18 protein-coding genes and 1 other annotated feature are annotated in these 15,377 nt (G+C 28.4%); of the genes, 17 read left to right on the forward strand and 1 reads right to left on the reverse strand.

All coding sequences use genetic code 11. From position 1 onward, the window contains the following. Positions 1–11 precede the first annotated feature (11 nt). Positions 12–425 carry a HutP family protein gene (locus AC4FQ1_RS00375; RefSeq protein ID WP_303126916.1) on the forward strand — a complete coding sequence of 138 codons (414 nt, stop codon included), beginning with the start codon at positions 12–14 and terminating at the stop codon, positions 423–425. 33 nt (positions 426–458) lie between these two features. Next, a complete protein-coding gene (locus AC4FQ1_RS00380) occupies positions 459–872 on the forward strand; it encodes a hypothetical protein (RefSeq protein WP_303126918.1) in 414 nt (137 codons plus the stop codon). Between the two features lie 50 nt (positions 873–922). On the opposite strand, the gene AC4FQ1_RS00385 is transcribed toward AC4FQ1_RS00380, so the two are convergent. After that, positions 923–1,249 (reverse strand): thioredoxin family protein, encoded by a 327-nt coding sequence (locus AC4FQ1_RS00385; protein WP_491168621.1) that lies wholly within the window; start codon positions 1,247–1,249, stop codon positions 923–925. Positions 1,250–1,393: 144 nt separating this feature from the next. Between AC4FQ1_RS00385 and AC4FQ1_RS00390 the strand changes: the two genes are divergently transcribed. The 15 genes from AC4FQ1_RS00390 (at position 1,394) to AC4FQ1_RS00460 (ending at position 15,262) form a co-directional block, all read left to right on the forward strand. Further along, positions 1,394–1,660 (forward strand): hypothetical protein, encoded by a 267-nt coding sequence (locus AC4FQ1_RS00390; RefSeq protein ID WP_303126921.1) that lies wholly within the window; start codon positions 1,394–1,396, stop codon positions 1,658–1,660. 100 nt (positions 1,661–1,760) lie between these two features. Further along, the gene (locus AC4FQ1_RS00395) at positions 1,761–3,008 is read left to right on the forward strand and encodes a replication-associated recombination protein A (RefSeq protein WP_491168622.1); all 1,248 of its coding nucleotides are present in this window, start codon (positions 1,761–1,763) and stop codon (positions 3,006–3,008) included. Between the two features lie 321 nt (positions 3,009–3,329). After that, positions 3,330–3,782 (forward strand): RrF2 family transcriptional regulator, encoded by a 453-nt coding sequence (locus AC4FQ1_RS00400; protein WP_303126925.1) that lies wholly within the window; start codon positions 3,330–3,332, stop codon positions 3,780–3,782. A 2-nt stretch (positions 3,783–3,784) separates the two neighbouring features. Continuing rightward, positions 3,785–4,966, forward strand: a complete 1,182-nt coding sequence (gene nifS / locus AC4FQ1_RS00405) for a cysteine desulfurase NifS (RefSeq protein ID WP_303126927.1) — start codon at positions 3,785–3,787, stop codon at positions 4,964–4,966. Between the two features lie 2 nt (positions 4,967–4,968). Continuing rightward, entirely contained in the window at positions 4,969–5,403 is a 435-nt protein-coding gene (gene nifU, locus AC4FQ1_RS00410) for a Fe-S cluster assembly scaffold protein NifU (protein ID WP_303126928.1), read from the forward strand. 4 nt (positions 5,404–5,407) lie between these two features. Next, positions 5,408–6,487, forward strand: a complete 1,080-nt coding sequence (gene mnmA, locus AC4FQ1_RS00415) for a tRNA 2-thiouridine(34) synthase MnmA (protein WP_491168623.1) — start codon at positions 5,408–5,410, stop codon at positions 6,485–6,487. 74 nt (positions 6,488–6,561) lie between these two features. Next, positions 6,562–7,224, forward strand: coding sequence for a hypothetical protein (locus AC4FQ1_RS00420; RefSeq protein ID WP_303126929.1), 663 nt, complete (start codon positions 6,562–6,564; stop codon positions 7,222–7,224). A gap of 108 nt (positions 7,225–7,332) precedes the next feature. Next, positions 7,333–7,827 carry a PRC-barrel domain-containing protein gene (locus AC4FQ1_RS00425; protein WP_491147257.1) on the forward strand — a complete coding sequence of 165 codons (495 nt, stop codon included), beginning with the start codon at positions 7,333–7,335 and terminating at the stop codon, positions 7,825–7,827. Beyond that, the gene (locus AC4FQ1_RS00430) at positions 7,811–8,842 is read left to right on the forward strand and encodes an AI-2E family transporter (RefSeq protein ID WP_491168624.1); all 1,032 of its coding nucleotides are present in this window, start codon (positions 7,811–7,813) and stop codon (positions 8,840–8,842) included. The genes AC4FQ1_RS00425 and AC4FQ1_RS00430 overlap by 17 nt, the downstream gene beginning before the upstream one ends. A gap of 117 nt (positions 8,843–8,959) precedes the next feature. Next, positions 8,960–9,142: a binding site (T-box leader), on the forward strand. 50 nt (positions 9,143–9,192) lie between these two features. Beyond that, positions 9,193–11,841: an alanine--tRNA ligase gene (gene alaS / locus AC4FQ1_RS00435; RefSeq protein ID WP_491168625.1), complete on the forward strand. Its 2,649-nt coding sequence runs from the start codon at positions 9,193–9,195 to the stop codon at positions 11,839–11,841. 139 nt (positions 11,842–11,980) lie between these two features. Then, positions 11,981–12,238: an IreB family regulatory phosphoprotein gene (locus tag AC4FQ1_RS00440; RefSeq protein ID WP_024614558.1), complete on the forward strand. Its 258-nt coding sequence runs from the start codon at positions 11,981–11,983 to the stop codon at positions 12,236–12,238. Between the two features lie 46 nt (positions 12,239–12,284). Beyond that, on the forward strand, positions 12,285–12,701 hold the full coding sequence (gene ruvX, locus AC4FQ1_RS00445) for a Holliday junction resolvase RuvX (protein WP_303126933.1): 417 nt from the start codon (positions 12,285–12,287) through the stop codon (positions 12,699–12,701). A gap of 76 nt (positions 12,702–12,777) precedes the next feature. Then, positions 12,778–13,038: a DUF1292 domain-containing protein gene (locus AC4FQ1_RS00450; protein ID WP_303126934.1), complete on the forward strand. Its 261-nt coding sequence runs from the start codon at positions 12,778–12,780 to the stop codon at positions 13,036–13,038. A gap of 24 nt (positions 13,039–13,062) precedes the next feature. Then, positions 13,063–13,524 carry a Fur family transcriptional regulator gene (locus AC4FQ1_RS00455; protein WP_303126935.1) on the forward strand — a complete coding sequence of 154 codons (462 nt, stop codon included), beginning with the start codon at positions 13,063–13,065 and terminating at the stop codon, positions 13,522–13,524. A gap of 70 nt (positions 13,525–13,594) precedes the next feature. Next, the gene (locus tag AC4FQ1_RS00460; RefSeq protein ID WP_303126936.1) at positions 13,595–15,262 is read left to right on the forward strand and encodes a ribonuclease J; all 1,668 of its coding nucleotides are present in this window, start codon (positions 13,595–13,597) and stop codon (positions 15,260–15,262) included. Positions 15,263–15,377: the final 115 nt, after the last annotated feature.

The raw sequence follows: 15,377 nt of genomic DNA on the forward strand, positions 1-15,377 counted from the left end.
AGATGGTAATTATGAAAAATACTAGTACTGATGTTGCTAGAATTGCTACTAGAATGGCAATTTCAAGTAGAGAAGAAGAGGACGAATTAAAATTAAAATATCAAGATGATGGATTCTTGGTTACTGCTGTAAATGTTGGTGGAAATATAAATGATTCTATTCATAAAATATTAGAAAGGGCTCTTGTAGCATCTAAAAGAAATGGACTTATAAGAGATGAGCATCTTCATGAAGGTGCAATAATTGGAGCTGCTAGAGATGCTTTGATGCAAGTTCAAATGAGAGCAAGTGGTCAAAATGTTGGAGGTAAAATTGGTATAGCAAGAAAAGGAGAGCATATATCAATTTGTATATTTTTAAGCATTGGACTATTGCATTTAGATGAAGTTGTAATTGGTATTGGTCATAGAGCTATCTCAAAATAGTTTATATATAACTACAAGAAAAGAGGAAAATTTATGTATATTGTTTTTGGAACTAAAATATTAGACACTAAAGATATAGCTAAAAATATAGAAGATAATACGGAATTTAAAGTTCTTAAGGATATGAGCAAAGGAACAAAAAGAGAAGATGTTGCTGCTTATAATTTAAGTATCCCTGTAGAAGTATTAAATGAAGAAATAGAAAATGATTATAACATAGAAGAACTTGATGAAGATACTCTTTTTGAAGAGTATGTTGCAATAGCAGAAGAAATTGCTATGGAAGTTGAAGAATATCTTCCAGATGAAAGTCAAGTTAGATTTGTTACTTATAAATGGGATTTATCAGACAATGACATTAGAGGAATATTAGTTGTTGGAAATGATGAAATAAAAGAAAATAAATTATTTGATGTATTAAAAAGATTATTAACACAAGTAGAATAGTTTAATAAAAAATCGGGGTAAAAGCCTCGATTTTTTTGTTTTAAATTATATTATTGTGAAGAAAGAGTATAGTATCTATCTATATCTTTTAATAATTTTTCAACACTAAAATATTTAGCTTCTCTTATATACTCTTTTCCATCTATATATAAAAGAACAGCTGGAAATGTAAAAATACTAAAGTTTGCTAATATTTCTTCTGTATTAAATGGTGGGATTTCATAAACTTTTAAATTAGGAAACTTTTTAAGGGCGATTTCTAATTTTGATTTTATTGCAGTACAAGCACTACAAGTATTTGATGAAAAATATAAAAGAGTCATACCCTTTTCTTTTAAAATACTTTCTATTTGCAATTTACTATTTAATATAACCATAAGACCATCTCCTTTAATTTAATTTTAGCATTATTGTCAAATATATTTCCTGGAAAATAATTGAATAAAATAGGTTAATTATATAAATATATTTCAATAAAAAGAATATAAATTAAAAGAGTAGTAATGTTTTGGATAAAATATATGATAATAAAAGCTATAACAGTACCAACACCTAGAAGAATAAAAAATAAATTAAAAAGATATTGTACAAAAGAAAGGATAGCTATATATTCATTAATTAGTGGTGGAATAGTTATTGTTTCTCTTACTGACACAAATTTTAAATATATTCCAACAGCAGGACTTTTATATTGTGGATTTGTATATGAAATTATAGAAAGAACAGATAAAGAAATATTAAATCTTATATGCAAAAATGAAACATTTCTTAGAGATATACATTTTTAAATAATAAATTTATTTTAAAGTTCTAAATAAAAGACTTATTTAGAGCTTTATTTTTATATGATATAATCTATATATTAAAATATGAAAGAGTGGTGGAAGTATGAAACCATTAGCTGAGGTTATGAGACCAAGCACTTTAGAAGACTTTGTTGGGCAAAAGCAAATACTAGGAAAGGGAAAGCCTTTATATAATTTAATAAACAAAAAGGTTATTCCAAATTGCATATTATATGGTCCACCAGGAACTGGAAAAACTACATTAGCTAACATAATGGCAAACTATGTAGATAAAAAGTTTTATAAATTAAATGCTACAACAGCATCAGTTAAAGATATACAAGAAATAACTTCTAATTTAGATAATCTTCTTAATTATAATGGAATTGTTATTTATATAGATGAGCTTCAACATTTTAGTAAGAAGCAACAACAAGCATTACTTGAATTTATTGAAAATGGAAAGGTAACATTAATAGCTAGCACTACTGAAAATCCATATTTTGCAATACATAAGGCTATTATAAGTAGATGTAACATATTTAAATTTGAACCTTTAAATTCTGAAGATATAATTATAGGACTTGAAAAGGCTTTAAATAAATTAGTAAAAGAAGGAGTAGAAATAGAATATTCAGTAGATGCATTAAATTATATATCAGAAATTTCTCAAGGTGATTATAGAAAGGCATATAATATATTAGAACTTGCTATTAATTCTCAACTAAAAATAAAAAAAGATATTTCAATAGAATATATAGAAAATTTAGGTCAATCACATATGAGAGCTGACTCAAGTGGAGATGAATTTTATAATCTTTTAAGTGCTTTACAAAAGAGCATAAGAGGAAGTGATGCAGATGCAGCTGTTCATTATTTAGCTAGACTTATAGAAAGTGGTAATATTATAGCTATAACTAGAAGAATTTCTGTAATAGTAGCAGAAGATATAGGCCTTGCACACCCAAATGCTCTTACTGTAGTTAATTCAGGTCTTGAATTAGCACTTAAAGTAGGTTTTCCTGAAGCAAGAATAATTTTATCAGAGCTTGTAATATATTTAGCTACTCTTCCAAAATCTAATAGCGCATATTTAGCTATAAATAAAGCTATGGAAGATTTAAAGAAAAATAATATTGGGGATATACCAAACCATTTAAAAGATTCTCATTATAGTGGTTCTTGTAAATTAGGGGTTAATGGATATAAATATCCTCATGATTATGATAATAATTATGTTAATCAAGAATATTTACCTAGTGAATTAAAAGATAGAGAGTATTATTTGCCACAAAAAAATAAGTATGAGGAAAATATAAAAAAATATTGGAGTTTAATAAAAAAGAAATAACAAAGAGTTAGTACTTAATACTAGCTCATTTTTTTATAATTAGTTTTTTAGTTAAAATTAATTATAAAAAATTACAATTATTCATTTAATTAATTTAAATAAAATAAATTTAAATAGTAAAATATAAACATAGAATTTACATTTAATGAAGCTAAAATTTAATATTAATTTTATTATTTTTAAAATAAGCATTTTAAATAAGCATTTTAAAAGTTATAATCTTCATAATTAATTTACATAAGATTATTGACAATAGCCGAGTGGTTTGGTATGATATATTCATAAATCGTAGTAAGTTACTCTACTTTAAGGGGGGAGAAAATGAAACTTTCAACAAAAGGAAGATATGGTGTTAAAGCTATGGTTGATTTAGCTGTCAATTATGGAGGTTCACCTGTGTCCATTAAAACAATATCAAAGAGACAAAATATATCAGAATATTACTTAGAGCAATTATTTAGTCCCCTTAGAAAGGCAAAGCTTATTAAAAGTATAAGAGGAGCCCAAGGTGGATACATACTTAATAAAGAACCTAAAGATATTAAAGTTTCAGATATTATGTATGTATTAGAAGGACCTATAGAGATAGCTGATTGTATAGAAGGCGCTGTATGTAACAATATAGATTGCTGTGCAACTAGAATTCTTTGGAAAAAAATAAAAGATAGTATAGATAGTGTTATGGAATCTATAACACTTCAAGATATAGTTAATGATTATGAAGAAATAAAACAAAACAACGAAAAGTTAAATCTTTTAGATAGAGGTGAATAGAAATGAAACCAGTATATATGGATTATGCTGCAACAACATATGTTAAACCAGAAGTATTAGAAGAAATGCTTCCTTACTTTACTAATAAATTCGGAAACCCATCATCATTTTATGCAATATCAAGAGAAACTAAAATGGCTGTAGATAAGGCAAGAGGTCAAGTGGCTGATGCTTTAAATGCAGATCTTAATGAGATATATTTTACAGGTGGTGGATCAGAAGCTGATAACTGGGCAATTAAAGGTATTGCATCAGCTTACAAGAATAAAGGAAATCATATAATTACAACAAAAATAGAACACCATGCGGTATTACATACATGCGAATATTTAGAAAAACAAGGATTTGAAGTTACTTATCTAGATGTTGATGAAGAAGGATTCATTGATTTAGAAGAACTTAAAAATGCAATTACTGATAAAACTATATTAGTTTCAATAATGTTCGCAAATAATGAAATTGGAACAATAGAACCAATAAAAGAAATAGGTAAAATATGTAGAGAAAGAAAAGTTTTATTCCATACAGATGCTGTTCAAGCTATTGGTAATGTTGCAATTGATGTAAAAGATATGAATATTGATTTATTATCTATTGCTGGACATAAAATTTATGGACCGAAAGGAATTGGAGTTCTTTATATAAGAAAAGGTGTTAGAATACACAACCTAATTCATGGTGGTGGTCAAGAAAGAAACAGAAGAGCAGGAACAGAAAATATTGCTGCAATAGTTGGTCTTGGAAAAGCTATTGAAATGGCTACTCAAAATTTAGAAGAACATTCTAAAAATTTAACTGTATTAAGAGATAAATTAATAGATGGATTATTAAAAATTCCTTATACTAGATTAAATGGACCAAGAGGCGATAAGAGATTACCAGGAAATGTTAATGTATCATTTGAATTTATAGAAGGAGAATCAATACTTCTTTCATTAGATTTTGAAGGGGTATGTGCATCAAGTGGTAGTGCTTGTACATCAGGATCATTAGATCCATCGCATGTTTTACTTGCAATTGGTTTACCACATGAAAAAGCACATGGATCATTAAGATTAACTTTAGGTGATGGTTCAACAGAAGAAGATGTTGATTATGTTTTAGAAGTTGTACCACCAATAATTGAAAGATTAAGAAAAATGTCACCATTATGGACTGACTTTATTAAGAGAGGAGAAAGATAGTTATGATATATAGTGAAAAAGTTATGGATCATTTTAGAAATCCAAGAAATGTAGGAGTTATAGAAGATGCAAATGGTATAGGAGAAGTTGGAAACGCTAAATGCGGAGACATCATGAGAGTATACCTAAAAATAGAAGACAATATAATAAAAGATGCTAAATTTGAAACATTCGGATGTGGATCAGCAATAGCATCATCATCAATGGCAACAGACCTAATAAAAGGAAAAACTGTTGAAGAAGCTTGGGAACTTACAAATAAAGCTGTTGCAGAAGCTTTAGATGGACTTCCACCAGTTAAAATGCATTGCTCAGTATTAGCAGAAGAAGCAATCCACAAAGCTATAAATGATTATAGAAAAAAAGAAGGTTTAGAAGCTTGGGATTTTGAAGAGCATGGAGATGACTTACACGACCACGTTCACGGAGATGAATAGTAATATGGAAAAGAAAAAGGTTGTAGTAGGTATGAGCGGCGGAGTTGATAGCTCCGTCGCTGCTTACCTTTTAAAGAAACAAGGATATGATGTTATAGGTATAACTATGCAAATTTGGCAAGAAGATAAAGAATATGAAGAAAAAGAAGGTGGATGTTGTTCTTTATCAGCTGTTGATGATGCAAGAAGAGTTTGTGAAAAATTAGATATACCTTTTTATGTTTTAAACTTTAGAGATTCTTTCAAAGAAAAAGTAATCAAATATTTTGTTCAAGAATATATAGATGGTAAAACTCCAAATCCATGTATAGCTTGTAATAAACATTTAAAGTTTGATGAACTTTTAAGAAAAGCTAGAGGAATAGGTGCTGATTATGTAGCTACTGGACATTATGCAAAAATAGAAGAAAGAGATGGAAGATATCTTTTAATAAGATCAGATGATGATAGAAAAGATCAAACATATGCTCTTTATAATTTTACACAAGATCAATTAGCTCATACATTAATGCCATGTGGAGAATATACTAAAGATAAAATAAGAGAAATAGCAAAGGAAATAGGTCTTGCTGTTCATAATAAAAAAGATAGTGAAGAAATATGTTTTATACCAGATGATGATCATGGTAGATTTATAAAAGAAGCTCGTCCAGGTGAAGTTAAACCAGGTAATTTTGTAGATGTTAAGGGTAATATACTAGGAAGACATAAAGGTATAGTATACTATACTATAGGTCAAAGAAAAGGACTTGGACTTGCACTTGGAAAACCTGTTTTTGTAATTGATATAAAGCCAGAAACAAATGAAATTATTGTAGGTTCAGAAGAAAATATATTTAAAACTGACTTAATTGCAAAAGATGTTAATTTTATTCCTTTTGATGAATTAAAGGGTGAAATGAAAGTTGAAGCAAAAGTTAGATATGCTGCAAAACCAGCAGAAGCAATAATATCACCTTTATCTGATGGAAGAGTTAAAGTTTCATTTGCTGAAAAGCAAAGAGCAATAACTAAAGGTCAATCAGTTGTGTTTTATGATGGAGAAATCGTTGTTGGTGGCGGTATAATTGAAGGATTAGTATAAGATTAAAGGCTACGGCATTAAATTTGTCGTAGTCTTTTTGAATTAATAAAATATTATTTGAGAGGAGATTATATATGTCAATAATTTCAACTGTATATGTACCAGAGGGTATAGCTATGGCTGCAGATAGTAGAATGAGTGGAACTACTACATTAAATGATGGAACAAAATATAAACATACTTTAAGTGATAATTCTCAAAAATTATTTTTAATTAAAAATAATACTATAGGAATAGCTTGTTGTGGTGATGCAATAATTGGTGGAAAGTTTGTTGGGGACTTTATTAGAGAATTTGAAATAAAAGAAATAAAAGAAGATAATACTGTAGAGGATATAGCTTATGAATTAAATGAATACACTAAAAAGCTTCATGGTAACGGGGTAATATATCATGTATCTGGATATATTGATGATGTTCCTTATGTATATAAAATAGTAAATGGAGAAGTTATTAGAAATAACATTGATGCTAATGGAAATGTAAGGAATGGGTTTACATGGAATGGTGATCCAGAAGCTCTACGAAAACTTGTTTTAGGAGATCCACCAATGCAATTTAATTTTAATTTTATGCAATTAAAAGATGGAATAGATTTAGCAGAATTTTTAATAGATTTAACTATAAAATATCAAAGATTTGATATGAGACTTGCAACATGTGGTGGACCTATTGATATACTTGTAATAACAAAAGATTATGCTAAATTTATAAAACATAAAATATTAAATCCTTAAGGCCTTATTAAAAGGCTTTTTTTTATCCTATTATTTATCCTTATATTAGTTTAAAAAGCAATTTTTTTGGGAAAGCTATTTTATAAGTGAGTATATAGGAGGTGCAGCATGATTAGAAGCAAGGAGTTTTTACTTAAAAATGTTTATGATATTAGAGGGAAAAAATTAGGAGTAGTAGAGGATTTATATATAGATTTTTTTAAAGGCATTATAATAGGGCTTAAAATATCAACTCATGCTTTTTTTTCTAAGAAAAATTGCGTGTTTATTGATGATATAATATCAATTGATAAAGAGATATTAGTTAAAGAATTAAAAGAAGGAACTGGCCTTAGATTACAAGAAGTTAAGGGAATGGATATAATAGATTTAAATGGTAACCTTAAAGGTGTAGTAGAAGACTGTATAATAGATGAAGTAGGTTTAACTATAAAGGGATTAGTTGTTAGTACAGGGCTTATAGAAAGATTGTTAAAAGGTAAAGAAGTTATATTAATAAACGAATGTATCCTTGGTGAAGATTATGTTTTGTATGTTGGTAATAAAAATGTTACTTTAAAATCAATGCCAAGAAAAGAAGAGAAAAATGAAGTTTCAAATTAAAAATAGATTACTTTTAATAAAGATATTAATATCTATAATTGTAGTTGCATTTATAATATTATATTTTAAGTGGGGAATTTTTAGAGAAGTTATAAATATTATAATTATAGCTTCTATATTAGCATATGTACTAAGGCCTTTACGAAATTTACTTATGAGTAAATGGATGCTTTCAAAAAAGAAATCAACATTAATAGTAATGCTTGGTATAATACTTTTAATTTCTTTATTGATGGCTATATTACTTCCAAACATAATAAATGAATTTTCTAATTCTTCTTATATGATAGATGAATTTTCTAGATATATAAAAAATTTTGGAGATAAAATGAAAATAGGAAATTCTTCTTTGTCTGGAGTTATATACAGTGAATTAGAAACTAAAGTATGGGGATATATTATGGAACTATCTCGTTCTATAATAAATTGGATTATTGAATTTACTAGTGATATATTTTCTATTGCTCTTATACCTATAGTTTCATATTATTTTTTAGCAGATGGGGAAAGTATAGCTAATAAATGTTATTTATTAGTACCATTAGAAAAAAGACGTATTACTAAAAATATTATAAATGATGTAAATATGTTATTGGAAAGATACATAATAAGTCAAGTTATTTTATCATTAGGAATTGGACTAATGTGTTTAATATTATTTATATTAGTAGATATAAAATTTGCATTTTTATTAGCTATAATAAATGCAGTTTTTAATATAGTTCCTTATTTTGGGGCAGTTTTTGGTGGAATACCAGCTGTGATTGTAGCTTTAATAGATTCACCAGCAAAAGGTCTTTGGATTGGTTTGGGTATACTTTTAATACAACAAATAGAAGGTAATATATTAGCACCTAAAATTACTGCTGATAGTACAAACATACATCCAATTGTAATAATAATAATACTTCTAATAGGAGAAAAAATTGGCGGAGTTTGTGGAATGATACTTGCAGTTCCTATAGGAGTTATATTAAAGGTTATATATGATGACTTAAATTATTATTTATTTTAGTACAAATTAAATAATAGTTTTTATAAGAATATAAAAATGTTATAAAGTTTAATAAATAATCTAAAAATATTGACATATTTAAGCATATAAAATATAATTTCATTAGTTATAATTTAATATTTAGCATTGATTAGGATGAGTAAATTTGAATTTTATTTTTCAGAGAGGAAGTGGTTGGTGTAAACTTCTAAATAAATCATTTTGAAGCTACCTATGAGCTATAGCCATTAAAAGAGATGTAAATTTATTTTACATAATTAGGGTGGTACCGCGGAAGAATTTGTAGCTTTCGTCCCTTACTATTTTATAGGGATGAGAGCTTTTTTATATTGAATTGGAGGGAATAATATATGAAGTATATGGGAACTAATGACTTAAGAGAAGCTTATTTAAAATTTTTCGAAAGCAAAGATCATTTAAGATTAAAAAGTTTTTCTTTAGTTCCAAAAAATGATAAAAGTTTATTATTAATTAATGCTGGAATGGCTCCACTTAAGCCTTATTTTACAGGAATGCAAGAGCCACCAAGAAAAAGAATAACAACATGTCAAAAGTGTATAAGAACAGGTGACATAGAAAATGTTGGTAAAACATCAAGACATGGTACTTTCTTTGAAATGCTTGGAAACTTTTCATTTGGAGATTATTTTAAAGAAGAAGTAATTCCATGGGCTTGGGAGTTTATAACAGAAGTTTTAAAAATGCCAAAGGACAAATTATATGTAACTATATATTTAGACGATGATGAAGCGTTTAATATTTGGACTACAAAAACAGATATAGACCCTAATAGAATATTCAGACTTGGAAAAGAAGATAACTTCTGGGAACATGGAGCAGGTCCATGTGGTCCATGTACAGAAATTCATTTTGATAGAGCAGAAGAAGGGGTAGAACCTGTAAAAACTGCAGAAGAATTTGTAAAAGCTAGTGATGAAGATAGAGTAATAGAGTTTTGGAACTTAGTATTTACTCAATTTGATGGAGATGGAAAAGGAAATTATGAAAGACTTCAAAATCCTAACATAGATACAGGTATGGGACTTGAAAGACTTGCAACTTTAATGCAAGGTGTAGATAATATATTTGAAATTGATACAGTTAAAAATATATTAGGTAAAGTTTCAGAGCTTTCAGGAGTAAAATATGGTGAAGACAAGGTTAAAGATGTTTCACTTAGAATAATTACAGACCATATTAAATCAGTTACTATGATGATTTCAGATGGAGTTCAACCAAGTAACGAAGGAAGAGGATATGTTTTAAGAAGACTTTTAAGAAGAGCTGCAAGACATGGTAGAGTTTTAGGTATTAAAGGATTATTCTTAAAAGATGTTGTAGAATCAGTAGTTGAAAATTATGCTTCAGAATATGATGAACTTTTAACTAAAAAAGACTATATTGAAAAAATTGTTACATTAGAAGAAGAAAGATTTAATGAAACAATAGATTCAGGAATGGGAATACTTTTAGGATATATTGAAGAATTAGAAAATAAAAATGAAACTGTATTAAGTGGAGAAAATGCATTTAAGCTTTATGACACTTATGGATTCCCATATGAGTTAACAGAAGAAATATTAGAAGAAAAAAATATGACAATAGATAGAGAAGCATTTGATAAAGAAATGCAAGATCAAAGACAAAGAGCAAGAAGTGCAAGAGGGGAATTCACTTATATGGGTAGTGAAGAATCACCAATCAATTCAATTGATAACAATATAGAATGTGAATTTGTTGGATATGATAATGATGAAGCTATTGGTAAAATTCTTTTCTTAGCAAATGATGAAGAAGTTTTAGAAGAGTTAAAAGAGGGTCAAAAAGGATATATTGTAACTGATAAAACTCCATTCTATTCAGAAATGGGAGGTCAAGTTGGTGACAAAGGTATAATAAAAGGACATAGCTTTGAAGCTTATGTTTATGATACAAAAAATAATGTTGCTGGAAAAATTATTCATTATGTAAAAGTTAATACTGGTATAGTAAAATTAAATGATGAAGTTGAATTAAAAATAGATGTTAATAGAAGAAATAATATACGTAAAAATCATACAGCAACTCATATGCTACATTCAGCTTTAAAAATAGTTGTTGGAGAACATGTAAATCAAGCAGGCTCTTATGTTGATGATGAAAGATTAAGATTTGACTTTACTCATTTCCAAGGATTAACTTCAGAAGAACTTCAAAAGGTTGAAGATTTAGTAAATGCTAAAATAATGGATGTATTTACTGTAGAAACTAATCTTATGTCATTAGATGAAGCAAAAGAAAGAGGAGTTACAGCCTTATTTGATGATAAATATGGTTCAGAAGTTAGAGTTGTAGAAGTATCAGATTATTCAAAAGAATTATGTGGTGGAACACATGTTAAAAATTCAGGACAAATTGGGTTATTTAAAATAGTTAATGAATCAGGAGTAGCAGCTGGAATAAGAAGAATAGAAGCAGTAACTGGATTTAGTGCTATTAAATACATGGAAGAAAAGCAAAGTGTACTTAAAGATGCTTGTGCAGCATTAAAGTGTAATGAAAAAGATATAATAAATAAAATATCAGCACAAGCTTTAGATATTAAAGAAAAAGAAAAAGAAATATTAGAACTAAAATCAAAACTTACAAGTGGAGCAGAAGATGATATATTAAAAGCAGCTAAAGACATAAAAGGTATTACTGTTATATCATACGCATTAGAAGATGTAGATGGAAATGCTTTAAGAGACTTAGGTGATAAGATAAGAAATAAAGCACAAAAATCAGTAGTAGTTTTAGTTAGCAATGTAAATGGAAAAGTAAATTTAGTAGCTATGGCAACTAAAGATGCTGTATCAGAAGGAGTACATTGTGGAAAAATAATAAAAGAAGTAGCTTCAGTAGTTGGAGGCGGCGGTGGTGGAAGACCGGACATGGCTCAAGCTGGAGGAAAAAGCCCTGAAAAGATAAATGAGGCTGTACAAAAAACATATTCTGTAGTGGAAAGTTTATTAAAATAGTGTACTTTTAAATTTAGATAGGTTATAATTAACTTATAGAAGTTGAATATAAAATGAAATGCATGGATAATACTATTGAATATATAGATTTCCTTTAACAATTAGGTAAGGGGGTGAGCTGCTAAAAGCAGCGAGGAGTATGAGCAATAATTTAGAACATACAATGCAATTTGATGTATCAAAGAATAAAGAAGTGCTAACAAAGGCCATTTTAACAGAGGTTTATAATTCACTTCAAGAAAAAGGGTATAATCCAATTAATCAACTTGTGGGTTATTTAATATCAGGAGACCCTACTTACATTACAAATTACAACGGAGCAAGAGCTTTAGTAAGAAAACTTGAAAGAGATGAAATTCTTGAAGAAGTTATAAAATCTTATTTAGAGATAAAATAAACAAGGTGCCCTGTTGAAGGGCATCTTTTGTTTTAGAGGAGATAATATGAGAATATTAGGATTAGATGTTGGACAGAAAACTATAGGAGTTGCAATTTCAGATCCACTTGGTTTTACAGCCCAAGGTATAACAACTATAAGAAGAACAAAAAAAACTGATGATGTAAAAGAAGTTGTGAGAATATGTAATGAGTATTCTGTAGAAACTATAGTTGTAGGACTTCCAAAAAATATGGATGGTTCCATTGGCTTTGCAGGAGAAAAAATACAAGAGTTTAGTAATTTACTTAAAGAAGCAATTGATTTAGAAATAGTATTTTGGGATGAAAGACTTACAACAGTAGCTGCTCATAGAGCTATGCTTGAGGCAGATTTATCAAGGGGAAAAAGAAAGAAAATAGTTGATAAAGTTGCTGCAACGTATATATTACAAGGATATTTAGATAGAATATCAAGAAAATAAATGATTATTAAATGAAAATAATTATTGACAAAATAAAACAAATATAATTAAAATATAAAAAAAGGAGATGCGGAAAATGGAAAAAGATATAGAATACATTGATTTATTAGATGAAGAAGGAAATGAATTAAAATTTAAAGTAGTTAGCTTTTTTAAGATAGATGATTTAAATAGCGAATATGTTGTTTTAACTCCAGCTGATGAAGAGGGAGAAGAAGCAGTAGTACTTAAAGTTGTTTCTGACGAAGAAGGAGAAGATACTCTTATAAATATAGAGGATGAAGCAGAATTTGCAATGGTGGAAGAAGCTTATAACTTATTAATGCAAGAAGAATAATAGACATGAAAAGAGGTGTTGTAAATGGGAAGCACAGTTTCCGTGGATATGCAAGAACTTAAGGAAAACTTAAAAGAAAAAGGATATAAATTAACTCCTCAAAGAAGAGCAATAGTAGATACTATTATAAAAAACGAAGGAAGACATCTTACTGCTGAAGAAATATATGATGAAGTAAAAAAAGATTGTCCGGAAATAGGCTTAGCAACTGTATATAGAACTGTTGCGTTACTTGAGGAAGTTAAATTGTTATCAAGGTTAGATTTAAGCGACGGATGTAGTAGATATGAAATTATTCACCAAGATGAAGAACATAGACATCACCATTTAATTTGCAACCAATGTAACAAAGTTTTTGAAGTTGAAGAAGATTTATTAGAAGAATTAGAACATAGAATAGAAACAAAATATAAATTTAAAATACAAGATCACAGCGTAAAATTTTATGGTATATGTGATGAGTGTAATAAGGGAGAGAAAAATTAAAGGATGTCTCTTTAAATATTAAGAGAAGAATTCTTTTGTTTATATATATTCTTAAATAAGGAGGGGAAATATGAAGAATGAAAAAGCTAAGGTTAAAATAATTCCTCTTGGCGGAATAGATGAAATTGGAAAAAATCTTACAGTCATTGAATACAAAGATGATATAGTAGTAATAGATTGTGGATTAAAATTTCCAGAAGCTGATATGTACGGAATAGATATCGTAATACCAGATATATCTTATTTATTAAAAAATAAGGAAAAAGTTAGAGGAATATTTTTAACTCACGGACATGAAGACCATATAGGTGCACTGCCATATGTATTAAAGCAATTAGATGTACCTGTATATGGAACTAAGCTTACTTTAGGTATTGTAGAAACTAAATTAAGAGAACACGGAATTTTAGATACTACACAACTTGTTAGAGTAAAGCCAAAAGATAAAATAAAGTTACAAAATGTAACTGTTGAATTCATCAAAACAAACCACTCAATAGCAGATTCAGTAGCTATTGCTATTCACACGCCACTTGGTGTTGTTTTACACACAGGAGATTTTAAAATAGATCATACTCCTATAGATGGTGGAAGAACAGATTTTGCAAGACTTGCTGAATTAGGAAGAAAAGGAGTACTTGTAATGATGGCTGATTCTACAAATGTAGAACGTCCAGGATATACTAAGTCTGAAAGTGTTGTTGGTGAAAATTTAAAAAGGTTATTTGGAAAAGCAAAAGGTAGAATTATAGTTGCTACATTTGCTTCAAATGTTCATAGAATTCAACAAATAATAACTGCTGCGGAAATGTATGGAAAGAAAGTTGCTGTATCAGGAAGAAGTATGGAAAATATAGTACAAGTGGCAATTGAACTTGGATACTTAAAAATACAAAAAGATACTTTAGTAACTATTGATGGTAGTGCAAAATACAAAAACGAAGAAATGGTTATTATAACAACAGGAAGTCAAGGAGAACCAATGTCAGCTCTTGCTAGAATGGCTGCTGCTGAACATAGAAAGATAACTATAGTTGAAGGGGATACTGTAATAATATCAGCAACTCCTATTCCAGGTAATGAAAAGTTAGTATCAAAGGTAATAAATAGATTATTCAAAAAAGGTGCAGAAGTTATATATGGTTCAGATGAGAATGTCCATGTTTCAGGTCATGCTTGTCAAGAAGAATTAAAACTTATGCAAACTATAGTAAGACCGAGATTTTTTGTTCCAGTTCATGGAGAATTTAGACACTTAAAACAACATGCTGAACTTGCTGTAAGTGTAGGATTAAATCATAGAAATTATGTTTTACCTGAAACAGGAGATTTAATTGAAATCACTCGTAATTCAATTAAGAAAAATGGTACTGTATCATCAGGGCAAATCCTTGTAGATGGATTAGGTGTTGGTGATGTAGGTCACATAGTTTTAAGGGATAGAAAGCATTTATCACAAGATGGTATATTAACTGTTGTTGTTACTTTAGATAGGGAGAGTGCATCAGTTATTGCAGGACCAGACATAATTTCTAGAGGATTCGTATATGTTAGAGAATCTGAAGGCCTTATGGATGATGCTAGAGAAATTGTAAAAGAAGTATTAAATGAATGTGAAAAATCAAAAATTACTGATTGGGCTACTATAAAGAGCAGAATCAGAGATGAACTTAGAAATTTCTTATATGAAAAAACTAAGAGAAAGCCTATGATACTTCCAATAATAATGGAAATATAGAAAGCTAATACCTTAATTAACAATCATTTATGTTGACTTTTTAAAAAGTAAATATTAGAATATAAAATAGTGCGAGAATTGGGTACACGAGTATCCAATTTTCTTTTTGAAAAAA

The sequence above is a fragment of the Clostridium sp. TJA020 genome, from assembly GCF_058310295.1.

Bases quoted from the DNA above. Each gene is read 5' to 3' on its own strand.
- AC4FQ1_RS00375 (WP_303126916.1), top strand. From the start codon at position 12: ATGAAAAATACTAGTACTGATGTTGCTAGAATTGCTACTAGAATGGCA.
- AC4FQ1_RS00380 (WP_303126918.1), top strand. From the start codon at position 459: ATGTATATTGTTTTTGGAACTAAAATATTAGACACTAAAGATATAGCT.
- AC4FQ1_RS00385 (WP_491168621.1), bottom strand. From the start codon at position 1,249: ATGGTTATATTAAATAGTAAATTGCAAATAGAAAGTATTTTAAAAGAA.
- AC4FQ1_RS00390 (WP_303126921.1), top strand. From the start codon at position 1,394: ATGATAATAAAAGCTATAACAGTACCAACACCTAGAAGAATAAAAAAT.
- AC4FQ1_RS00395 (WP_491168622.1), top strand. From the start codon at position 1,761: ATGAAACCATTAGCTGAGGTTATGAGACCAAGCACTTTAGAAGACTTT.
- AC4FQ1_RS00400 (WP_303126925.1), top strand. From the start codon at position 3,330: ATGAAACTTTCAACAAAAGGAAGATATGGTGTTAAAGCTATGGTTGAT.
- nifS (WP_303126927.1), top strand. From the start codon at position 3,785: ATGAAACCAGTATATATGGATTATGCTGCAACAACATATGTTAAACCA.
- nifU (WP_303126928.1), top strand. From the start codon at position 4,969: ATGATATATAGTGAAAAAGTTATGGATCATTTTAGAAATCCAAGAAAT.
- mnmA (WP_491168623.1), top strand. From the start codon at position 5,408: ATGGAAAAGAAAAAGGTTGTAGTAGGTATGAGCGGCGGAGTTGATAGC.
- AC4FQ1_RS00420 (WP_303126929.1), top strand. From the start codon at position 6,562: ATGTCAATAATTTCAACTGTATATGTACCAGAGGGTATAGCTATGGCT.
- AC4FQ1_RS00425 (WP_491147257.1), top strand. From the start codon at position 7,333: ATGATTAGAAGCAAGGAGTTTTTACTTAAAAATGTTTATGATATTAGA.
- AC4FQ1_RS00430 (WP_491168624.1), top strand. From the start codon at position 7,811: ATGAAGTTTCAAATTAAAAATAGATTACTTTTAATAAAGATATTAATA.
- alaS (WP_491168625.1), top strand. From the start codon at position 9,193: ATGAAGTATATGGGAACTAATGACTTAAGAGAAGCTTATTTAAAATTT.
- AC4FQ1_RS00440 (WP_024614558.1), top strand. From the start codon at position 11,981: ATGAGCAATAATTTAGAACATACAATGCAATTTGATGTATCAAAGAAT.
- ruvX (WP_303126933.1), top strand. From the start codon at position 12,285: ATGAGAATATTAGGATTAGATGTTGGACAGAAAACTATAGGAGTTGCA.
- AC4FQ1_RS00450 (WP_303126934.1), top strand. From the start codon at position 12,778: ATGGAAAAAGATATAGAATACATTGATTTATTAGATGAAGAAGGAAAT.
- AC4FQ1_RS00455 (WP_303126935.1), top strand. From the start codon at position 13,063: ATGGGAAGCACAGTTTCCGTGGATATGCAAGAACTTAAGGAAAACTTA.
- AC4FQ1_RS00460 (WP_303126936.1), top strand. From the start codon at position 13,595: ATGAAGAATGAAAAAGCTAAGGTTAAAATAATTCCTCTTGGCGGAATA.